General features: G+C 68.7%; 16 protein-coding genes. 8 read left to right on the forward strand and 8 right to left on the reverse strand.

Features of this window, described 5'->3' with window-relative positions; genetic code table 11:
* Positions 1-2: 2 nt before the first annotated feature.
* Together KBW98_RS17855 and KBW98_RS17860 are read left to right on the forward strand one after the other, a co-directional pair.
* The gene (locus KBW98_RS17855; RefSeq protein ID WP_211521511.1) at positions 3-2,732 is read left to right on the forward strand and encodes a pitrilysin family protein; all 2,730 of its coding nucleotides are present in this window, start codon (positions 3-5) and stop codon (positions 2,730-2,732) included.
* 116 nt (positions 2,733-2,848) lie between these two features.
* The gene (locus KBW98_RS17860; RefSeq protein ID WP_211521512.1) at positions 2,849-3,640 is read left to right on the forward strand and encodes an SDR family oxidoreductase; all 792 of its coding nucleotides are present in this window, start codon (positions 2,849-2,851) and stop codon (positions 3,638-3,640) included.
* A gap of 134 nt (positions 3,641-3,774) precedes the next feature.
* Here the strand turns inward: KBW98_RS17860 and KBW98_RS17865 are convergent, their stop codons facing one another.
* The 7 genes from KBW98_RS17865 to KBW98_RS17895 all read right to left on the reverse strand — a co-directional run bounded on the left by KBW98_RS17865 (position 3,775) and on the right by KBW98_RS17895 (position 12,005).
* Complete coding sequence (locus tag KBW98_RS17865) at positions 3,775-4,515, reverse strand: GntR family transcriptional regulator (protein ID WP_211521513.1); 741 nt, start codon at positions 4,513-4,515, stop codon at positions 3,775-3,777.
* A gap of 36 nt (positions 4,516-4,551) precedes the next feature.
* Positions 4,552-5,622, reverse strand: a complete 1,071-nt coding sequence (locus KBW98_RS17870; RefSeq protein ID WP_211521514.1) for a flavodoxin family protein — start codon at positions 5,620-5,622, stop codon at positions 4,552-4,554.
* Positions 5,623-5,911: 289 nt separating this feature from the next.
* Positions 5,912-7,225, reverse strand: coding sequence for a hypothetical protein (locus KBW98_RS17875; RefSeq protein ID WP_211521515.1), 1,314 nt, complete (start codon positions 7,223-7,225; stop codon positions 5,912-5,914).
* 299 nt (positions 7,226-7,524) lie between these two features.
* Positions 7,525-9,009: a beta-N-acetylhexosaminidase gene (nagZ, locus tag KBW98_RS17880; protein WP_211521516.1), complete on the reverse strand. Its 1,485-nt coding sequence runs from the start codon at positions 9,007-9,009 to the stop codon at positions 7,525-7,527.
* A gap of 7 nt (positions 9,010-9,016) precedes the next feature.
* The gene (locus tag KBW98_RS17885) at positions 9,017-10,027 is read right to left on the reverse strand and encodes an SIS domain-containing protein (protein WP_211521528.1); all 1,011 of its coding nucleotides are present in this window, start codon (positions 10,025-10,027) and stop codon (positions 9,017-9,019) included.
* 17 nt (positions 10,028-10,044) lie between these two features.
* Positions 10,045-11,130 carry an N-acetylglucosamine-6-phosphate deacetylase gene (nagA, locus tag KBW98_RS17890; RefSeq protein WP_211521517.1) on the reverse strand — a complete coding sequence of 362 codons (1,086 nt, stop codon included), beginning with the start codon at positions 11,128-11,130 and terminating at the stop codon, positions 10,045-10,047.
* Positions 11,127-12,005, reverse strand: a complete 879-nt coding sequence (locus KBW98_RS17895; protein ID WP_211521518.1) for a BadF/BadG/BcrA/BcrD ATPase family protein — start codon at positions 12,003-12,005, stop codon at positions 11,127-11,129. Before KBW98_RS17895 ends, nagA begins: the two co-directional genes overlap by 4 nt.
* A gap of 283 nt (positions 12,006-12,288) precedes the next feature.
* On the opposite strand from KBW98_RS17895, the gene KBW98_RS17900 reads away from it, so the two are divergent.
* From KBW98_RS17900 to KBW98_RS17915, 4 genes are all read left to right on the forward strand, one after another.
* On the forward strand, positions 12,289-12,648 hold the full coding sequence (locus KBW98_RS17900) for a nuclear transport factor 2 family protein (RefSeq protein ID WP_211521519.1): 360 nt from the start codon (positions 12,289-12,291) through the stop codon (positions 12,646-12,648).
* Positions 12,649-12,658: 10 nt separating this feature from the next.
* Positions 12,659-13,525: an alpha/beta fold hydrolase gene (locus tag KBW98_RS17905; protein WP_211521520.1), complete on the forward strand. Its 867-nt coding sequence runs from the start codon at positions 12,659-12,661 to the stop codon at positions 13,523-13,525.
* Positions 13,526-13,539: 14 nt separating this feature from the next.
* Positions 13,540-14,376, forward strand: a complete 837-nt coding sequence (locus KBW98_RS17910; RefSeq protein ID WP_211521521.1) for a helix-turn-helix domain-containing protein — start codon at positions 13,540-13,542, stop codon at positions 14,374-14,376.
* Positions 14,377-14,483: 107 nt separating this feature from the next.
* Positions 14,484-16,976, forward strand: a complete 2,493-nt coding sequence (locus KBW98_RS17915) for an ATP-binding protein (RefSeq protein ID WP_211521522.1) — start codon at positions 14,484-14,486, stop codon at positions 16,974-16,976.
* Positions 16,977-17,143: 167 nt separating this feature from the next.
* Here the strand turns inward: KBW98_RS17915 and KBW98_RS17920 are convergent, their stop codons facing one another.
* The gene (locus KBW98_RS17920; RefSeq protein ID WP_211521523.1) at positions 17,144-18,481 is read right to left on the reverse strand and encodes a head GIN domain-containing protein; all 1,338 of its coding nucleotides are present in this window, start codon (positions 18,479-18,481) and stop codon (positions 17,144-17,146) included.
* A 169-nt stretch (positions 18,482-18,650) separates the two neighbouring features.
* Between KBW98_RS17920 and KBW98_RS17925 the strand changes: the two genes are divergently transcribed.
* Both KBW98_RS17925 and KBW98_RS17930 read left to right on the forward strand, forming a co-directional pair.
* On the forward strand, positions 18,651-19,166 hold the full coding sequence (locus KBW98_RS17925; protein WP_229429268.1) for a hypothetical protein: 516 nt from the start codon (positions 18,651-18,653) through the stop codon (positions 19,164-19,166).
* 6 nt (positions 19,167-19,172) lie between these two features.
* On the forward strand, positions 19,173-20,038 hold an 866-nt coding region (locus tag KBW98_RS17930), incomplete at its 3' end, for an ExeA family protein (protein ID WP_211521524.1).

A 20,038-nucleotide genomic window follows, 5' to 3' on the forward strand; every position in this document is an offset into this window, starting at 1 on the left:
GGATGAGTTTCAAGCGCGGCGCCGCCGTGCAGGTATGGGTTGGCGCGGCCGCTTTCGTGATGAGCGGCGCGGTCCTGGCGGCGCCGCTGCCGAAAGGCGTCAGCCTCGGCCCCTCGGTCGAAGGCATTACCGAATACCGCCTGGCCAACGGCTTGAAGGTGCTGCTGTTCCCGGACGCCTCGCGGCCGACGATCACGGTGAACATGACCTACCTGGTCGGTTCGCGCCACGAGAACTACGGCGAGACCGGCATGGCCCACCTGCTCGAGCACCTGCTGTTCAAGGGCGCGAAGAACAACCGCGACATCACCAAGCAGTTCGCCGACCGCGGCATGCAGTTCAACGGCACCACGTCGCTCGACCGCACCAACTACTACGAGGTGTTCCAGGCCTCCAAGTCCAACCTGGACTGGGCGCTGCAGATGGAAGCCGACCGCATGGTCAATTCCTTCGTCGCCGAGAAGGACCTGGCCTCGGAGATGACCGTGGTGCGCAACGAGTACGAGAGCGGCGAGAACTCGCCCGGCGGCGTGCTGTTCAAGCGCATGCAGAGCGTGGCCTACGACTGGCATTCGTATGGCCGCTCGACCATCGGCAACCGCAGCGACATCGAGAACGTCAAGATCGCCAACCTGCGCGCCTTCTATAAGACCTACTACCAGCCCGACAACGCGGTGCTGCTGGTGGCCGGCAAGTTCGATCCGGACAGCACCCTGGCCAACATTAACCGCCTGTTCGGCGCGATCCCGAGACCCAAGCGCGCGCTGCCCCAGTTCTGGACCGTCGAACCGACCCAGGACGGCGAGCGCAGCTTCGCGGTGCGGCGCCAGGGCGACGTCCAGATCGTGGCCGTCGGCTACAAGATCCCGTCCGACCTGCACCCTGACAGCGACGCGCTCGGCTTCGCCAACGAGATCATGGGCGACGTTCCCAATGGCCGCCTGCACAAGCTGCTGGTGGAAACCGGCAAGGCCAGCCAGGTGTTCAGCTTCGGCGAGACCGGCTACGCGCCCGGCCTGCAGTTCTTCGGCGCGGTGGTCAAGAAGGGCGAGCCGGTCGAACCGGTGCGCGAGGCCTTGACCCAGGCGGTCGAGGAATTCGCCCGGCATCCGCCGACCGCGGAGGAGATGGAGCGTGTGCGCCGCAACTACCTGAACACCATCGAGCGCAGCCTGAACGATCCGCAGGCGGTCGGCGTGGCGCTGTCCGAAGTGATCGCGCTGGGCGACTGGCGCCTGTATTTCCTGAGCCGCGAGCGTATCCGCAAGGTCGAGGCGGCCGAGGTGGCGGCCAGCGCGGGGCGCTACTTCATGCGCAGCAACCGCGTCAGCGGCACCTTCATCCCCGAGGACGCGCCGCAGCGCGCCGCGGTGCCCGAAGCGCCGTCGGTCCAGGCGGTGCTGAAGGACTTCAAGCCGGAAGCCTCGAACCTGGTGTCGGAAGACTTCGATCCGAGCCAGCGCAACATCATGAAGCGCACCACGCTCACCACGGCCGGCGGCGTCAAGCTGGCGCTGCTGCCGAAAAAGAACCGCGGCGAGACCGTGACGGTCGACCTGCGCCAGCACTTCGGCGACGAGAAGAACCTGTTCGGCAAGGGCATGGTGAGCGGCTTCACCTCGGCGATGCTGATGCGCGGCACCACGCGCTACAGCCGCGCCGAACTGGCCGACGCCTTCGACAAGCTGAAGATGACGGGCAGCCCGAATCACTTCCAGACCACCCGCGAGCACCTGCCGGAAGCCCTGAAGCTGGCCGCCCACGTACTGAAGGAGCCCGGCTTCCCCGAGGCCGAGTTCGACCAGCTGCGCCAGCAGTGGCTGGTGGGCGTGGAGGCCGGGCGCAACGAACCCCAGAGCGTGGCGGCGCGCGCGATGTTCAGGCATTTCGAGCAGTACAAGCGCGGCGACATCCGCTACCGCAATACCTTCGAGGAAGACATCGAAGACATCAAGTCCACGCGCCTGGCCGATGTCAAGGCCTTCCACCGCGAGTATTACGGCACCCACCCCGCCGAGATGGCGATCGTCGGCGACTTCGATCCGAAGGAAATCACGCCCCTGGTGAACGAGCTGTTCGGCGCCTGGCGCGCGCAGGCCCACGTGGCGCCGGTCCTGAACCGGCATGCCGAGGTGGCGCCGGTGACGCGCACCCTGGACACGCCGGACAAGGAGAACGGCTTCTACCTGGCGCGCCTGAACCTGGACCTGCAGATCGACGACCCGGATTATCCGTCCCTGCTGCTGGCTAACTACATCTTCGGCGAAGGCGGCCTGAAGTCGCGCCTGATGGACCGCATCCGCCAGAAGGACGGCTTGTCCTACGGCGGCGGCTCGGAACTCGAAGCAGGGGACCTGGACCGCGCCGGCGGCTTCTCGATCAGCGCCATCGCCGCGCCGCAGAACCTGGCCAGGCTCGACGCCGCGGTGCGCGAGGAACTGGCGCGTGCGGTCAAGGAAGGCTTCACCGCCGCCGAACTGGCCGGCGCCAAGTCGGGCCTGATGCAGCAGCGCCTGCAGAACCGCTCGAACGACGGCGTGCTGGCGGCCGGCTGGACCGGCCTGGTGTACCGCGGCCGCACCTTCGAATGGTCGGAGCAGCTCGAGCAGAAACTGATGGCGGTCACCGTGCCCCAGCTGAATGCGGCCTTCCGCAAGGCGATCGACCCGGCCAAGCTGTCGGTGTTCATCGCGGGCGACCAGGCCAAAGCCAAAGGGAAGTCGTCCCAGTAGTTGCTTCACCACAAATGACCACGCAGGGCGTGGTCATTTGTGACAGGAAAATCGCGCATGCGTTAAAATGTTGCCTTGCGGCAGCATCATTTGCGCAGTTTCATCCTGGGAGCATCATGAAGGGCATCAGCAAGCAGCAGCCGGAAGCGGGCACCGCGTTCTCCGGCAAGGTCGTTCTCGTTACCGGCGCGGCAAGCGGGATCGGGCGGGCGATCGCGCTGGGTTTCGGCCGGGCCGGCGCCAGCGTCGTGGTCGCCGACACCTCGATCGAAGGCGGCCACGCGACAGCGGCCATGATCGTCGAATCCGGCGGCAAGGCCTTGTTCGTACAGAGCAACGTCACGCGCGCGCACGAGGTCGAGGCGCTGGTCGAGAAAACCATCAATTATTACGGCCGCCTGGACTACGCGGTCAACAACGCGGCGGTGGACGAAGAGCGCCAGCCGCTGGCCGAGGCCGACGACGAGCAGTTCGACCGCATCATGGGCGTCAACGTCAAGGGCGTGTGGCTGTGCATGAAATACCAGCTGCGCCAGATGCTCAAGCAGGGCAGCGGGGCGATCGTCAACATGGCCTCGGTGTCGGGACTGGTGGGTTCGCCCAGCCGCGCGATCTATGGCGCTTCCAAGCATGCGGTGGTCGGCTTCACCAAGAGCGCCGCGGCGGAGTACGCGCGTGACGGCATTCGCGTGAACGCGCTGTGCCCGGCGGCGGTCAAGACCCCGATGCTGGCGCGCGCGATCGAGCGCGATCCGGCTTTCGAGAAGAAGCTGAAGGCCGCGCAGCCGCTGGGGCGCTACGCGGAAGCGGCGGAAATCGCGAATGCGGCGCTGTGGCTGTGTTCGGACCAGGCCTCGTATGTGAATGGGCACGAACTGGTGGTGGATGGGGGCTTGACGGCGGTTTGAGGGGTGTTGAACCTGGGTCCCCGCCTGCGCGGGGATGACGACTCAAACGTACGTGTCCGAAGTCGATTCAACGAACATTCACCGCTCTAAACCAACGTCATCCCCGCGCAGGCGGGGACCCAAGTTCCCTTGCATCACCCCGCATTCAACTCCGCCACAAAATCATACATATCGCCCCTGAAGTACGACCTGCACAGCTCCACCGCCCGTCCATCCCTCAGGAAGCCCAGCCTCTCCACGCACAGTCCCGCGTCCCCCTGGCTGGCCTGCAGCAGGCGCGCCTGTTCCGTTCCCAGCAGCAGCGCGGTCAGGCGCTGCAAGGCCCGCACCGGCCGGTTGCCCGCCGCCTCCAGCGCCTCGTACATCGATTCCTGCACCGCATCGAGCGAGGGCAGGGCGAAGGCGGCGATGGTGGCGTACTCCAGGCACATCGGCATCTCGTCGGCGAAGCGGATGCGGTTGAAGCGGTACACGGGCGTCCCCGGCGATAGCCGCAGGCGCAGGGCTTCCTCGGGCGTCACCAGCCCTTCCGAACGCTTGAGCCAGACGCTGCGCGGCGCCCGCCCGCGCGCCCGCATGTCCTCGGAAAACGAGGTGAGCTTGGCGAAGTTCTTCTCGATGCGGGTGTTGATGAAGTTGCCCGAGCCCGCGCGGCGCACCAGCAGGCCTTCTTCCACCAGCCCGTCGATGGCCTTGCGCACCGTGATGCGCGAGATCCCCAGTTCGGCCGCCAGCTGGCGCTCGGCCGGCAGCGCCGCAGCGGGCCCCAGCATGCCCTCGTCGATCGCCTGGCGCAGCGCGCGCTGGAGCTGCTGGTAGAGCGGCAGCTTGGCGGTTCCGGCGATGTTGTACATCAGTTGGGCGAGGGGAGTCATGCGCGCATAGTACCAAGCCGGGAAGCGAGTGCAAGTCTATTTTGGGCGCGGATCCTTCAGGCCGTGACAGACCACCTGCACCCGCCCGGCGCGCACTTCGCGCACCGCGTCGGCCACCGCGCGCGCCACGTTGCGCACCTCTTCCTGCACCGCGGTGTCGCGGTCGAGGTGCTCGTGGCTGCCGGCATAGGATTCGTAGTAGCCCACGTAGCGGTCGAGCTGGCTGAAGCTGCCCGAATCCACCAGCCCCATCCAGTTGAGCCAGTCCGACAGCGACCGCCGCGTGCCCTCGATGCCGGCCACGTCGCCGTGCACCACCAAACCGAAGGCGCGCCCGGCCAGGTGCTTGGGATAGTCCCAGCCGGCGTGCTCGATGTCCTTGGCCTTGCCGGCATCCTTGCCGTGGGTCGAGGTGGGATCGGGGTTGCCGCCGTCGGCGCACACCAGGCGGTCGATCATCAGCTTGAGCACCGCCGGGGCCTGGTACCAGTAGACCGGCGTCACGATGATGACGCCATGCGCCAGCACCCAGCGCTCGTAGATCTCGTTCATCCAGTCATTGGTCTGGCGCGCGGCGTGGTTCGGATAGCAGCTGCAGGGCCAGTGGCAGAGCGGCATGGCGGTCGAGACGCAGCCCTTGCAGGGGTGGATGTGGTGGTCGTAGCCCGATGTCAGCAGGCTCAGGTCGAGCAGGTCGGCCTCGAAGCCCTGTTCCAGCAGGACGTCGCGCGCGAGGATGGTCATGCGCCAGGATTTCGAGACCTCGCCCGGACAGCTGCCGTCGTTGCGCGCCGCGCCGTTGATGAGCAGGACGCGGTTCTTCGCGCCCGGATCCTTCTGGCGCGCCTCGGCCGCCAGCAGGCGGTCGCGCGTTTCCTTCCATTCGACCGAGAGATCGTAGTCCGGATCGGCGAAACCGGGGCCGGCCTTGACGGTGCGCGGGGCCTTGCGGCCATTGGTGTAGGCGTCCCAGGCGACGTCCTCGATGGCCCGCAGTTCCTCGTCCAGCGCATCGTAGCCGGGGTCCTGGAAGGCGCGGCGGAAGCGCAGGTGGAATTCGTCGCGGCCCAATTTGGCGGGGGCCTGGCCTTTGCGTACGGTAGTCATGGCGGAGCTCCGGGGTGAACGGGGGGATTATCCGCCGGGCTTGCTGGGGGGTGTGTTCGGGGGCGCACCTTGTGGGGTAAAAAGAGGGGAATGGGTAGGCGTGCTAACTTGGGTCCCCGCCTGCGCGGGGATGACGGTCTTAAAGCTAACGGTAAACTCAAACAAGGTCATTCCCGCCACTGGCGGCAATGACTCCCCGCGAAGGCGGGGACCCAGGTTAGCCGCGTAGCCCCAAAAGCAAAAAGCCGGGCGTTCAGCCCGGCTTCCGTGACACCAGCAAGCAACAGAATTACTGCGCCGCAGTACGCGCCGCGCCGCCTTGCTTCTGGTTCAGCAGCACGATCCAGTACTTGGCCAGGTCGCCCGCACCACCGCCGCCCTTGACGGACTCGAAGGTCTTGACCGCGTCGGCGGTCTTGCCCGCGCGCGCCTGCGCCATGCCCAGGCGCAGCTTGGCTTCTTCCGGGTTCTTCAGGCCGCCCTTGGCGATGCCCTGCTGGATGAAGCCGATGCCCTTGTCGCCCTGGTCCATGGTGGCGTAGGCCCAGCCCAGGTTGACCAGGCCAGCGCCGGTCTTGGCCTTGGCGGCCGAGGCTTCGCCGGAGGCGATGTTCTTGGCGTCGTCGGCCGCGCCCTTGTTGGCCCGGTCGCGCAGGGCGCCATGGCTCTTGGCGTTCGAACCCTTGCCCAGCACGCCCGCGGCATAGCCGGCGTCCATCACCTTCTTGGCTTCGGTCGGGAAACCGTCGCGCAGCGACAGCTCGGCCAGGTCGACGTACTCTTCCGGCGCCATCTGCTTGACGGCGGCGAACTCGAGGCGGTACACGTTGACCATGTTGGTCTGGGCGTCGAAGCCCTTCTGGCGCGCCACGCCGCGGTTCAGCAGGTCGGTCCAGAAATCGTCGCTCGGGTAGTGGGCGACCAGCTTCTCCAGGCCCGACAGGTAGCCGGCGTCGTCCTTGATCTTGTTGGAGGCCGAGGCCAGCAGGCGCAGGTCTTCCTCGCTCGGCGCCTTGCCGGCTTTTTCCATGTCGGCGATCATCGGCGCCAGTTCGTTCTTGGCCGCGGCGTAGTCACCGGCGAAGTAGTAGGAACGGGCCAGGGCCGGGCGCACTTTCTCCGGGGTGCTGCTTTCCTTCTGGTAGCGCTTGAACCACTCGGTCGCCTTCGCCCAGTCCTTGGCGTTGTAGTGGGTATTGCCGATGGCCTGGATGAAGTTGGCCTGTTCTTCGCCCTTCAGGCGGTTCGCGTTGACCACGGCTTCCAGGGCCGGCAGCAGCATCGCATTGTTGTTGGTGGCCGAGGCCAGCGAGATCTTCATGCGGTTGACCACATAGTCCTCGTAGGGCGTGCGGTTCTGGACCGCTTCGGCCTGGGCGATGCGGTTCTGCACTTCGGTGTAGTTCTTCGCGTCCATCAGCGGCTTGATCGCGGCCGGATCGAGCAGCTTGAACAGCTCGGGGCGGACGGTGTCCGCAGGCGCGGCGGCCGGGGCCGGCGCATCGGTCTTCTGCTGGGCGTGGGCGCTGGTCATCACGGCCGAAGTCGACAGGCCAACGGCGGCCAGCATCAGGCAGAGGCGGGCAAGACGGAATTGGGACATGGAGTATCCTTCAATCAAGACAAAAAATGAGCGACATGCGCTTTCGCCAATATAGCGAAAATGCCAATCTCGGACAAAGCGTGCATTGTCCCATAAACTGCCATTTTCAGGCTCGGCAATTGTGCCCGATGGGGCGCCTGCGCACCCGTGCGGTTACATAGCGTTACCTCAAATGTCATGCGGACGCAGCAGCGCAATCCTCCACTAACGCCTGAGCGGCCGGATCGGTTGATCGGCCAACGAAAAAGAGGCGCCCGCAGGCGCCTCTTTCCTAATTGCATCGGCGATTCGAAAGCCGCTCAGCCCTCGAAGCCCGGTACCGGGCAACGTCCCCGCGCCTCGGCCTCGCCGGCCAGCCAGGCCACCACCGCATCCACGGCGGGCGGCGCAAAGCCATAGGTCATCAGGGCCGGCGCATCGAAGTCGAGCGCCTGGTAGGGATTCCACAGCGCGATGTGCAGGTCCGGCCGCCAGTTCGCACGCGCATGCGGCCCGTAGCGGCGGCGCGAGGTCGAGGCCAGGATGGTGAAGCGGCCGTCCTGGGGCAGGGCGTTCCAGTCGAAGGCTTCGGCGTCTGCGAAGGTCACCAGTTCCACGTCGTACAGGCGGCCGAGCGCGGCGGCGATCTGCGCGGCCGGCACCCCGGCTTCCGACACGCCGTCGCTCACCACGTCCTGGCGCGCCACCAGGCGCACTTTACTGCCCTTGGCGGGGCGCGTGGGCTGGCGGAGGGCGGTGAGGCCCGCGCACCAGGCGCGCGCCATCAGGGCGCGGTCGTCGTGCTCGGTGGCGTAACTCACCGGGCCGGCCGGATGCGCCTGCGCCAGTCTGGACAGGCGCATGAGGCGCGCCTCGACTTCCGGCAGCGGCAGCACGCCGTCGCGGATCGCCTGGGCGATCGCGTGCACGGTCTCGACCTGGGTCTCGCGCGAGCCGATCGCCATCACCATGTCGGCGCCGGCCACCAGCGCGTTGACGGCCGCCTGGCCGGCGCTGTAGCGGTGGGCGATGGCGTGCATGTCCATGCCGTCGGTGATGATCACCCCCTGGTAGCCGAACTGCTGGCGCAGGATGCCGGTCAGGATCGCGTGCGACATCGTGGCCGGGTTCACCGGGTCCAGCGCCGGGTAGACGATGTGGGCGGTCATCACGGCCGGCGCATGGGGCGCGGCAATGCGGAACGGCGCGAATTCGAAACGCTCCAGTTCCGACAAGGGCTTGTCCACGGTCGGCAGGTCGCGGTGCGAGTCGACGTGGGTGTCGCCGTGGCCGGGGAAGTGCTTGACGCAGCAGGCCACGCCTTCGCTTTCGCTGCCTTCCATCCAGGCCAGGGCAATGCGCGCGGCGGCTTCCGGATCGGCGCCGAAGGAGCGTTCGGCGATCACCGGGTTGTGCGGATTGTTGTTCAGGTCCAGCACCGGCGCGAAGTTCCAGTTGAAGCCGAGGGCGCGCACCGCGCGCGCCACCGCTGCGCCGACCTCGCGCGCCAGCTGCGGGTCGTCCGCCGCGCCCAGGGCCATGGCCGAGGGCGGGGCCGGGACCCAGGTCGAGCGCACCACGGCGCCGCCTTCCTGGTCGAGGGCGACCAGGGCTTCAGGCCCCATGGCGTCGCGCAGCGCGCCGGTGAAGCGGGTCAGCTGGGGCGCGTCGAGCATGTTCTGGCGGAACAGGCAGGCGCCGCGCACCTTGTGGGCGCGCAGGAAGGCATCGGTATCGGCATCGAGTTCGGTGCCGAACAGCCGCACCATCATCAGCTGGCCGGCCAGGTCGAAGTAGTCGCTCATCGTCGTGTCAGTTGGTCTTGGTGACCTTGCTCAGGTGGCGGGGACGGTCCGGATCGAGGCCGCGCGCCTTCGACAAATGGGCCGCCATCACATAGAAGGCCTGGATCGCCGCGATCGGGTCGAGGTCGGGGATGGCCGCCGTCGGCAGGGTCAGGTCGCGGCTGGCGACGTCATCGGGTGCGGCCAGCAGCACGCGTGCGCCGCGTCCGCGCATCTCGTCGGCCAGGGCCACCAGGCCGGCCTGGGCCGGGCCGCGGGTGGCGAAGATCAGGAGGGGATAGCCTTCCTCGATCAGGGCCATCGGGCCGTGCTTGATCTCGGCGCCGGAGAACGCTTCCGCCTGCAGGGCCGAGGTCTCCTTGAATTTCAGGGCCGATTCCAGCGCGATGGGGAAGCTGATGCCGCGCCCCACCACCATGATGTTGCGGGCCGGGGCCAGCACCTCGAGCGCGGGGGACCAGTCGGCCTCGGCGGCCCGGGCCAGCGACTCGGGCAGGGCGGCGATGCCGGCCTTCAGTTCGGGATCGTCCTGCCATTCGGCCACCAGGCGCGCGCCGGCCACCAGGCTGGTGATGAAGCTCTTGGTCGCGGCCACGCTCTGCTCCTTGCCGGCGTGCAGGGGCATGGCCCACTCGGCCGCCTGCGCCAGCGGGGAGGCGGCGTCGTTGACCAGGGCCACGGTGGTGGCGCCGCCGTCGCGGAAGTAGCGGATCGGCTCGACCACGTCCGGGCTCTGGCCCGACTGCGAGATCGACACCGCCAGGGTGTCGCGCGTGATCAAGGGCGACTTGTACAGCGTGATCAGCGACATCGGCAGCGAGGTCACCAGGCGGCCCATGCGCGCCATGATCAGGTAGGCCAGGTAGCTGGACGCGTGGTCCGAGCTGCCGCGGGCGACCGTCACGGCGCTGTGGAAGCTGGTCGAGCGCAAGGTGCGGCCCAGTTCCGCATAGCGGTCCTGGTCCTGCGACAGCTGCAGGGCCACGCATTCGCTGGCGGACAGCGCTTCCTGGAGCATGAGCGAGGTTGGTGACGTCACAGGGCTTCTCCTTCGATATAGACGGCTTTGATGTTCAGTTCGCGGTCGAGCACCACGAAGTCGGCGTGGCAGCCCGGCGCGAGGCGGCCGCGCCGGGTTTCGCCGAGGTAGTCGGCGGCATTGGTGGAGACGCGCCGGCTGGCGTCGGCGAGCGGCAGGCCGATCTTGACAAGGTTGCGCAGCGCCTGGTCCATGGTCAGGGTGCTGCCGGCCAGGGTGCCGTCGGCCAGGCGCACGCCGCCCATGCACTTGTGGACCACCTGGCGGCCCAGCATGTACTCGCCGTCCGGCATGCCGGCGGCGGCGGTGGAGTCGGTCACGCAGAACAGCTTGGGGATGCAGCGCAGCGCGGTCTTGATCGCGCCCGGGTGCACGTGCAGCAGGTCGGGGATGATCTCGGCGTATTCGCCGTGCGCCAGCGCCGCGCCCACCATGCCGGGGTCGCGGTGGTGCAGGCCGGGCATGGCGTTGAACAGGTGGGTGAAGCCGGCCGCGCCATGCTCCAGCGCCTGCACGCCGACCTCGTAGCCGCCGTTGGTGTGGCCGATCTGGACCCGGATGCCGGCGTTGGCCAGCTGGCGCACCAGCTCCATGTGGCCGTCGATCTCGGGCGCCACGGTGATCAGGCGCATCGGCGCCTGGTCGTCGAAGCTCTTCACTTCGTCCAGGGTCGCTTCGCGCGCATAGGGCGGCTGGGCGCCCAGCTTGCCGGAGTTGATGTAGGGGCCTTCGAGGTGCACGCCGAGGATGCGCGCTTCCTTCTTGCCGCGCGCGCGGCAGGCGGCGCCGATCGCGTCCAGGGCCTGGCGGATGTCTTCCAGCGGCGCGGTCATGGTGGTGGCCAGCAGGCTGGTGGTGCCGTATTGCGCATGCATGGCCGCGATCACGTGGGGGGCGTCGCCGCCTTCCATCATGTCGCGCCCGGCGCCGCCGTGCACGTGCACGTCGATGAAGCCGGGCAGGATGTAGTCGTCGCCGTTGCTGTCCGGGTCGACCGGGCTGCCCTCGATGGCGTCGATCAGCACGCCGTGGCGCAGCGCGCCATGGACCCAGCCTTCCGGCGTCAGGATGTTGCCCTTCATGCTTGCGATCCCTTCAGGTGCAGTTCGATCATGCGCAGCGCGCCGGCGGCGGAGTCGCCATGCGGCGGGCTGCAGCGCGCCAGCGTCTCGGCCGGCAGGTAGGTGCGCAGCGGCTCGCCCAGGCCGCCGCACAGCGACAGCGGCAGGGTGCCGGTGGGGTCGAGGGCGCGCGCGATGCTGGCCACTTCGCGGCCCGCGTGTTCCAGGATGGCGAGCGCCACCGGGTCGGTGGGGCCGTGCGCCACCACGAAGCGCGCCAGGCCGGCGTAGTCGGTCTGGGTGGCCTTGCCGAGCCAGACCTGGACCGCGTCGCGGTGGCCGCCGCAGGCCGCGATCACGTCCTGCGCGAATTCGCCACCCTGCACGCGGCCGTCCATGACCTGTTCGATGTGGTTCAGGGCGCGCAGGCCCATCCAGGCGCCGCTGGCCTCGTCCCCGGCCGGGAAGCCCCAGCCGCCCACTTCCACGCGCTGGCCGTCGGCGCGCAAGGCTTCGCCCACGCTGCCGGTGCCGATCGCCACGATGGCGCCGGGGCGGCCCTGGTGGGCGCCCATCAGGGTCGAGTAGCCGTCGGTGTCGAGGATGAAGGCGGCATAGCCCGGATTGGCGGTGCTGAAGGCGGCCGCCCATTCCTTGTTGTGCACGCCCGCCAGGCCCAGGCCGATGGCGCAGGAGCCCATGGGAATGCTGGAAATACCGATCGCGGCGAAGGCTTGCGCGACGGCCGCGTCGACCGCGTTCCAGGCATTCGCGATGCCGTGGCGCAGGCCGGACGGGCCGCTGGCGCCTTGGGCGAGTTCAGTACCGTCGGCACGGGCCAGGCGAACGCGCGTGCCGGTGCCGCCGCCATCGACGCCGATGAGATAGTCGATCATGGTTGTAAAGAGAGCCGGGGAGGTGAGCGCACTATAGGCAGGGCCTGCCGTCATGTCAACAGGTATTTAACTGGTATGCAAATTTCCTTTGCAGGTATACCCCGATAGCCGCCGGTTATAAGCGTAAATAGTTGATTTTGCAGAGAAAATAATTGGTACTAGTATTGGTATTGCTGAGCTGCACCTAAATGCGCGATTACCTGGGAGGTAATCGCCGGCGCAGGCGCGTTTTCCGAGAATGGATTCCGTCGAAACGACATTCGCCCACCAACCGGAGAACACCATGGAACACGCACACTCGATTGCCCAGCACTACCTGAACGCCTGGAACGAACGCGACGGCGCCGCCCGCCGCGCCCTGGTGGGGTCGCTGTTCGCGCCCCACGCCCGCTACCTCGATCCCATGATGCAGGGCGCCGGCCACGAAGGCATCGACGCCCTGATCGCGGGCGCCCAGCAGCACTTCCCTGGCCACCGCTTCGAACTGGCCGGCACGCCCGACGGCCACAACGACGTGCTGCGCTTCTCCTGGACCCTGGTCGGGCCGGAGGGGAAGGTGGCGGCGCGCGGCCTGGATGTCGCCGCCCTGAGCTCGGACGGGCGGCTGGCAAGCGTCACCGGCTTCCTCGACTTCGTCGCCTGAGGGGGCCGCCATGAACCCGCTGGTTCCTTACGGCGCACTGTGCGCCATCCCGAACACCGTGCGCACCAAGTCGGGCGCCGCTTTGTTCTACCGCGACTGGGGCGCTGGCGAGCCGGTGCTGTTCGTGGCCGGCTGGTCGCTGACCTCGGATTCCTGGAGCGTCCAGATGATGGCCCTGCTGGAGGCCGGCTACCGCGTGATCGCCTTCGACCGGCGCGGCCACGGCCGCTCGTCCGACCCGGGACGCGGCTACGACTTCGACACCTTGGCCGACGACATCGCCGCCGTCATCGACGCCCTCGACCTGGACGGCGTGACCCTGGTCGGCCACTCGATGGCCTGCGGCGAGATCGTGCGCTTCTTGAGCCGCCATGGCAGCGCCAGGGTGCGCGGCGCGGCCCTGCTGGGGCCGATGACGCCTTGCCTGGCGCAGGCGCCCGGCAACCCGGAAGGCATCCCCGGTGAGCTGTTCGCGGCCGTGCGGCGCCAGCTGATGCGCGACTTCGCCGGCTGGATCGACGAGAACATGGAGCCCTTCGTGCCGGGGACCAGCGAGAGCACCCGGGCCTGGCTGCGCACGATGGCCATGGGGGCTTCGCTGCATGCCCTGTGCGCCTGCAACCGCGCGCTGGCGCAGGAGGACTTCCGTCCCGAGCTGGCGCGGGTGGACGTGCCGGTGCTGCTGATCGCGGGCGGCCGGGATGCCAGCGCGCCGCCGGGATTGACCGCGCATCCCACTGCGCGCCTGCTGCCGGACGCCACCCTGAAGCTGTACGAGGACGCGCCGCACGGCATGTTCCTCACGCACCGCGACCGCGTCAATGCCGACCTGCTTGAGTTCATCAGGTCGATCGGCCACAATCGTGCCGACCAATGACAGGGAGGGACAGCATGGACGCACTCGCCAGCCCGGCCGGGGCGCAGTATTTCAGCGATTTCGCGGCGGCCCTGCGCTACTGGCGCGGCAAGCGCGGCATCAGCCAGCTGCGCCTGTCGGTCGACAGCGGCATCTCGCAGCGCCACCTGAGCTTCCTCGAGACGGGCAGGGCGCAGCCGGGCAAGGACCTGATCCTCAAGCTCGGGCTGGCGCTGGACATTCCGCTGCGCCAGCGCAATGCGATGCTGCTGGCGGCCGGCTTCGCGCCGGCCTACCGCGAACGCAACCTGGAGGATCCCGACATGGAGGCGGTCAAGCGCGCGCTGGAGTTCATGCTGCACCAGCAGTCGCCCTATCCGGCGCTGGTGGTCGACCGGCTGTGGAACCTGGTCATGGCCAACGAGCCGGCGGCGCGCATGATGCGCTTCTTCCTCGGCTTGCCGGCGCATGCGCCGATCCCGCGCGACGGTTCGGTCAACGTGATCCGCATGACGCTCGACCCGAACGGCCTGCGGCCCGCGCTGGTCAACTGGGAGGAGGTCTGCACCGACCAGCTGCAATGGGTGCAGCGCGAAGCCATGGGCGACGGCCCGGGCAGCGAGGCGGCCAGGCTGCTGGACGAGCTGGTGGCCCTGCCGGGCATCGCGCAGGCGGCCAGCCAGCCCAACCTGGACCGGCTGGCGCTGCCGTTCATGCCGATCACCCTGCGCAAGGACGAGGTGTCGCTCAAGCTGTTCACCACCATCACCACGCTCGGCACGCCCCACGACGTGACCGTGCACGAACTGCGGCTTGAGGCCTTCTTCCCCGCCGACGAGGCGAGCCGCCGGTGGTTCGAGGGCCAGGCATAGTTGGGTTTCCGCCGGGCAGCCCGGCAACACGTTTCTGGTGAAAGTGCTATCGTTCCGGCGGTCTGTCTTGCCTGGCAGGCGTTGATAGATGGAATCGAAACAGGAACATGCAGACTCACCCGACCGCAAGCGCGCCCGACCCGCGCCTGTCCTTTGCCGCAGGCGGCGGCCACATGGGCGCGCTGCTGCGCGCCACCGACTGGGGCGCCACCCCGCTGGGACCGCTCGAGTACTGGCCCCAGTCCCTGCGCACCGCGGTGGGCATCATGCTGGGTTCTAGCCAGCCCATGTACGTGGCCTGGGGGCCGGAGCTGCGCCTGCTGTTCAACGACGGCTACCGGGCCATCCTCGGCGCCCGCGCCGACCGCGCCGAGCAGGTGCTGGGCCGGCCTTTCGCCGGCATCTGGGCCGAGGTCTGGCACCAGGTCGGCCCCTTGATCGACGAGGTGCTGCAGGGGCGTCCCAGTCACGGCGAGAACCAGCTCTTCGTCCTGCGCCGCAACGGCTATCCCGAAGCGGTCTACGCCTCGTTTTCCGCCACGCCGCTGCGCGACGAGGCCGGGGCCGTGGCTGGCGTGTTCTGCGTCTGCTCCGCGCGCGAGACGGCCGAGGCCAATGCGCTGTTTCGCACCTTCTTCGAGCAGGGCACCCATTACGCGGCCCTGATGGCCCTCGACGGCCGGGTGGTGGAGGTCAATGAAGTCGCACTGGAAGCCTGCGGCTACCGGCGCGCGGACGTGCTGGGCCGGCCGTTCTGGGAATGCGGCTGGTGGAACCGCTCGGCGCCGCTGATGGAGACGGTGCGCGCGGGCATGGCCGAAGCCGCGCGCGGCGCCACCGTGCGCCACGAACTGCCTTACTTCATCGCCGACGGCAGCCGGCGCTGGACCGACGTCGTGTTCACGCCGGTCACCGGCGAGGGCGGCGAGCTGCTGTCGATCGCGGCCACCGGCGCCGACATCACCGAGCGGCGCCAGGTCGAGGAGCGCCTGCGCCTGCTGGATGCGATCGGCGAAGCCACCCGCATCGCCGCCGACCCCAAGGCCATCATGGACGAAGCCACCCGCCTGCTGGGCGAGTACATGGATGTCACCCGGGTCGCCTATGCCGACGTGGAGCCGGACAACGACCGCTTCACCATCCGCCACGACTGGACTGTGCCGGGCGCGGTCTCCACCGTCGGCGTGTACTCGCTCGACCTGTTCGGCTCGCGCGCCCGCGCCGACATGCGCGAAGGCCGCACGCTCCTGATCGGCGACGTCGATGCCGAACTCGCGGCGGACGACGGTTCCGAGATGTTCCGCCAGATCGGCATCCAGGCCATCATCTGCTGCCCGCTGGTGAAGGGCGGCCGGCTGGTGGCCATGATGGCGGTACACCAGGACCGCCCGCGCGCCTGGACCGCGGGCGAAGTCGCCCTGGTCGAGGCGGTGGTCGAGCGCTGCTGGGCCCACATCGAGCGGGTGCGCTCGACCGAGGCCCTGCTGGAAGCCGACCGGCGCAAGTCGGAGTTCCTGGCCACCCTGGCGCACGAGCTGCGCAACCCGCTGGCGCCGGTGCGCAACGGCCTCGAGATCCTGCGCATGGGCGCCGCCAATCCAGCGGTCCTGACGCGTGTGCAGGCCATGATGGAGCGCCAGGTGAACCACATGGTCCACCTGATCAACGACCTGCTCGACATCGCGCGCGTCTCCAGCGGCAAGCTGGTGCTGCAAAAGGAGGTGGTCGACCTGCGCGAGGTGATCGGCACCGCGGTCGAGACCAGCCAGCCGCTGATCGAGGGGGCGAAGCACAGCCTGCAGGTCGACGTGCCCGAGACGCCCTTGACCATCGAGGCCGACGCCGTGCGCATCAGCCAGGTGCTCAGCAACCTGCTGTCGAATGCGGCCAAGTACACGCCGGCGGGCGGGCGCATCGCGATCCGCGCGTGGGGCGAGGACGACATGGCGCGGGTGGAGGTGGCGGACAACGGCATCGGCATCGCGCCGGAATCGCTGGCGGCGGTGTTCGAGATGTTTTCGCAGGTGGCGCGCAGCATCGACCGCTCCAACGGCGGCCTGGGGATCGGCCTGTCGCTGGTGCGCCGGCTGGTGCAGCTGCACGGCGGCGAGGTCACGGCGGCCAGCCCGGGCGTGGGGCAGGGCAGCACCTTCACGGTGCGGCTGCCGCTGGCCGTGCGCGCGGTGCAGACGGCGCCTTCGGCAAGCGCGGCGCCGGTGGCCGCGGCCGGCCGGCGCCTGCGGGTGCTGGTGGCGGACGACAATGCCGACGCGGCCGACTCGCTTTGTTCGCTGCTGCAGATGGCGGGGCACGAGACGCGCACCGCCTATGACGGCGTGAACGCGCTCGAGGTGGCGGCCGGCTTCCGGCCGGAGCTGGTGTTCCTGGACATCGGCATGCCGCGCATGGACGGCTACGAGGCGGCGCGCCGCCTGCGCGAACTGCCGGGGATGGAAGGGGTGCTGTTGGCCGCGCTGACCGGGTGGGGCGCGGCCGAGGACCGGGCGCGCTCGCGCGCTGCCGGGTTCGATCATCACCTGCTCAAGCCGGCGGTGCCGGCGGAAGTGCAGCAGGTGCTGGCGGAGGCCGCGGCGGCCTGACCGGCGCCGCCGGGTTGGCGGCTATGCGGCCGACGCAGTGATGGTTATCCCCTCCGATACCGCGCCGGATGATCTTGCCGCCGACGCGGGGATTGTTATGGGCTCCGGATTCGCGCCGGATGATCTTGCTGCAAACTATCACCGCGTGGACGGCGGAGCCGTCCACCCTACGGGGAATTCCTGCTGCCCGCGCGGTCCACCACCAGCAGCTGCCCATTGCTGCGGCGCTCGCGCCCCAGGACATTCACGGCCGCGGTGCCCGGACCGCGCACCGCGATGTCGGCGCGGCCGGCCGTCAGCTGGCGGCCTTCGAGGCTGCCCGAGCCGCTGCACTGGGCGCGCACCAGGTCGACCTTGCCGTCGATGCGGGCATTGCCCGGACCGCTCATGTTCAGCAGCAGGCGCTTGCCTGACACGGTCGCGGTCAGGTCGCCCGAGCCGCGCAGCTCGCCGTCCAGGGTGTCCTCGACCTGGGCCAGCTCGACCGAGCCCGGGCCCTGGTTCTTGATCACGGCCTTTTTGACTTTCAGCTCCTCGCCGTCGAGGTCGCCGGAACCGGTGAGCACCGCGTTCAGTTCGCCCACCGTGCCGCTGAGCGTGACATTGCCCGGCCCGCCCATGCGCACCACGGCGGTTTTGGCCTGCAGGCCGGCCGCGTTCAGTTCGCCGGAGCCGGTGATCTCGGCGTCGAGCTTGCGGATGGCGCCGCCGACGCAGGCGTTGCCCGGACCGTGCTGCGCCGTGGTCACGGTTTCCGCGGCCAGGTTGCAGGCCTGGAAGTCGCCCGAGCCGCTGATCTCGGCGCGCAGTTCGCGGCTGCTGCCGTCCAGTTTCATGCTGCCCGGACCGCTCAGGCGGGCCTGCAGGCGCGCCAGGCGCAGGTCGTCGGCTTCGAGATCGCCCGAGCCGCTGACGGTGGCGTTGAGTTCGTTCCCCACGCCGGACAGGCGCACGTCGCCCGGGCCGGACATGTTCAAGGTGACATTGGCCGCCTTGACCCGGTGCAGGTCGGCGTCGCCGCTGCCGCTCACGCGCAGGCTCAGCTCGCGCACCGCGCCGCTGGCGTCGAGGTCGCCCGGGCCGTCGACGCTGAGGGCGAAGCGGTCGCCGCTCACCTGGCTGAGTTCGACGTCGCCGCTGCCGGACATCTTCAGGCTCTTCAACTGGGCGGCGGTGATGTGGATGACCACGGTATCGCGGCGCTTGCCGAAGCTGAACTGGAAACCGCTGCGCTCGACCGGCCGCACCACCAGGGTGTCGCCGCGCAGGACGGTCTCGACTTCCTCGAGCTGCTTGCGCTCGCCGCTGAGCTCGATGCCCTGGCGGCCCTGGGCGCGCACCACCACGTGGTAGGGGCCGGAAAGCTCGAGCGCGCTGAAGGCGCCGACCGTGCGCTGCTCGGTGATGCTGCCTGCCGGCGGCTGCTCGGCATGGCTGGCCTGGGTAGCAAGGAAGCCGGCGCCGATGGCGGCGGCCAGGAGGGTGTGCTTGATGGCGGTTTTCATTTTGGTCTGGACAACGGGATCGGGGGAGGCTTAACGATATGGCAAAAGTGGGCCGGCAGCGCGTGGAAAACGACAGACGTGCAAAAACGTGGCGTAAAACGCAAATTCGGGCGATGGGCTGCCGGCGGCTTGCGGTCCGCTGTCGCCAAGCTGCCCAGGCTGGCGCATAATGGAAGGATTGCCGAACGTCACCCTGCACGTGATCCGTCCCTTTACCCCATCCGTTGCCAAGCACCTTGCCTGCGCCGTCCTGGCGCTGGCGGCCGTGCACGTCCAGGCGGCGCCCTCGACCTTCGGGCCGGTGATCGGCAGCGCGCTGCTGTGCCGCAGCCATTTGGACAACAGGTATTTTCACCAGTACCTGACCCAGGCCTTCGGGCCGTCCTACAAGCGCGAGGGCGGGGCCTACTGGTTCCGCACCGAGGCCACCCTGTGGGGCGCCCAGGTGCGCGAGGTGATGGTCAGCGACGACAGCAGCGACATCGTGTTCGTCGGCGCCGTCACCGACAGCACGCCCGAGGAACTGGAAAAATCGGTGCGCGACCAGGCCGGCGTGGCCTTCCGCGCACAGGACGCCACCCCCTACGCACTGCGCAGGTCGAATCCCGGCAGCACGATCGCGTACGCGAATGACAAAAGCAAAATATACTGCGCTAAGTTCAAACCGCAGCCTCCCGGCCGCTAGCGACGCATGTACAACCAGTTCTTCCACCTGAAGCAAGCCCCGTTCTCGATCGCGCCCGACCCGCGCTACCTGTTCATGAGCGAGCGCCACCGCGAGGCGCTGGCCCACCTCCTGTACGGCATCGGCAGCGGCGGCGGCTTCGTGCTGCTCACCGGCGAGATCGGCGCCGGCAAGACCACGGTGTGCCGCTGCTTCATCGAGCAGATTCCCGAGAACTGCCGCCTGGCCTATATCTTCAACCCCAAGCTGACGGTGGAGGAGCTGCTCCTGAGCGTGTGCGACGAGCTGCGCATCGAGCTGCCGCCGGCCGGGCCCTCGCCCTTCGGCGTGAAGGGCTATGTCGACGCCATCAACCGCTACCTGCTGGAGGCCCACGCCCAGGGCCTGAACAACGTGCTGGTGATCGACGAGGCCCAGAACCTGTCGCCCGAGGTGCTGGAGCAGCTGCGCCTGCTGACCAACCTCGAGACCAGCGAACGCAAGCTGCTGCAGATCATCCTGATCGGCCAGCCGGAGCTGCGCGCCATGCTGGCGCGCCCGGAGCTCGAGCAGCTGGCCCAGCGCGTGATCGCGCGCTACCACCTGGGGCCCTTGTCGGAGCCCGAGACCGGCGCCTACGTCGCGCACCGCCTGGCGGTGGCCGGCGCCACGGGGACGCCGGTTCCACCGGCGCTCACGCCCCTGGTCCACCGCCTGACCCAGGGCGTGCCGCGCCGGATCAACCTGCTGTGCGACCGCGCGCTGCTCGGCGCCTACGTCGAGAACAGCCCGCAGGTCACGCGCCGCATCCTGCAGAAATCGGCGCAGGAAGTATTTGCCGATGAAGGGCTGCAAGCCCGCCCGCGCCTGCGCTGGCCGACGCTGGCCGGCGG

It is taken from the genome of Massilia sp. ST3, assembly GCF_018119405.1.
Taxonomy (GTDB): Bacteria; Pseudomonadota; Gammaproteobacteria; order Burkholderiales; family Burkholderiaceae_D; genus Telluria.

Bases quoted from the DNA above. Each gene is read 5' to 3' on its own strand.
- KBW98_RS17905 (WP_211521520.1), top strand. From the start codon at position 12,659: ATGAACCCGCTGGTTCCTTACGGCGCACTGTGCGCCATCCCGAACACC.
- KBW98_RS17875 (WP_211521515.1), bottom strand. From the start codon at position 7,225: ATGTCCCAATTCCGTCTTGCCCGCCTCTGCCTGATGCTGGCCGCCGTT.
- KBW98_RS17920 (WP_211521523.1), bottom strand. From the start codon at position 18,481: ATGAAAACCGCCATCAAGCACACCCTCCTGGCCGCCGCCATCGGCGCC.
- KBW98_RS17860 (WP_211521512.1), top strand. From the start codon at position 2,849: ATGAAGGGCATCAGCAAGCAGCAGCCGGAAGCGGGCACCGCGTTCTCC.
- KBW98_RS17865 (WP_211521513.1), bottom strand. From the start codon at position 4,515: ATGACTCCCCTCGCCCAACTGATGTACAACATCGCCGGAACCGCCAAG.
- nagA (WP_211521517.1), bottom strand. From the start codon at position 11,130: ATGAAGGGCAACATCCTGACGCCGGAAGGCTGGGTCCATGGCGCGCTG.
- KBW98_RS17895 (WP_211521518.1), bottom strand. From the start codon at position 12,005: ATGATCGACTATCTCATCGGCGTCGATGGCGGCGGCACCGGCACGCGC.
- KBW98_RS17900 (WP_211521519.1), top strand. From the start codon at position 12,289: ATGGAACACGCACACTCGATTGCCCAGCACTACCTGAACGCCTGGAAC.
- KBW98_RS17915 (WP_211521522.1), top strand. From the start codon at position 14,484: ATGCAGACTCACCCGACCGCAAGCGCGCCCGACCCGCGCCTGTCCTTT.
- KBW98_RS17870 (WP_211521514.1), bottom strand. From the start codon at position 5,622: ATGACTACCGTACGCAAAGGCCAGGCCCCCGCCAAATTGGGCCGCGAC.
- KBW98_RS17885 (WP_211521528.1), bottom strand. From the start codon at position 10,027: ATGCTCCAGGAAGCGCTGTCCGCCAGCGAATGCGTGGCCCTGCAGCTG.
- KBW98_RS17855 (WP_211521511.1), top strand. From the start codon at position 3: ATGAGTTTCAAGCGCGGCGCCGCCGTGCAGGTATGGGTTGGCGCGGCC.
- KBW98_RS17925 (WP_229429268.1), top strand. From the start codon at position 18,651: ATGGAAGGATTGCCGAACGTCACCCTGCACGTGATCCGTCCCTTTACC.
- KBW98_RS17910 (WP_211521521.1), top strand. From the start codon at position 13,540: ATGGACGCACTCGCCAGCCCGGCCGGGGCGCAGTATTTCAGCGATTTC.
- nagZ (WP_211521516.1), bottom strand. From the start codon at position 9,009: ATGAGCGACTACTTCGACCTGGCCGGCCAGCTGATGATGGTGCGGCTG.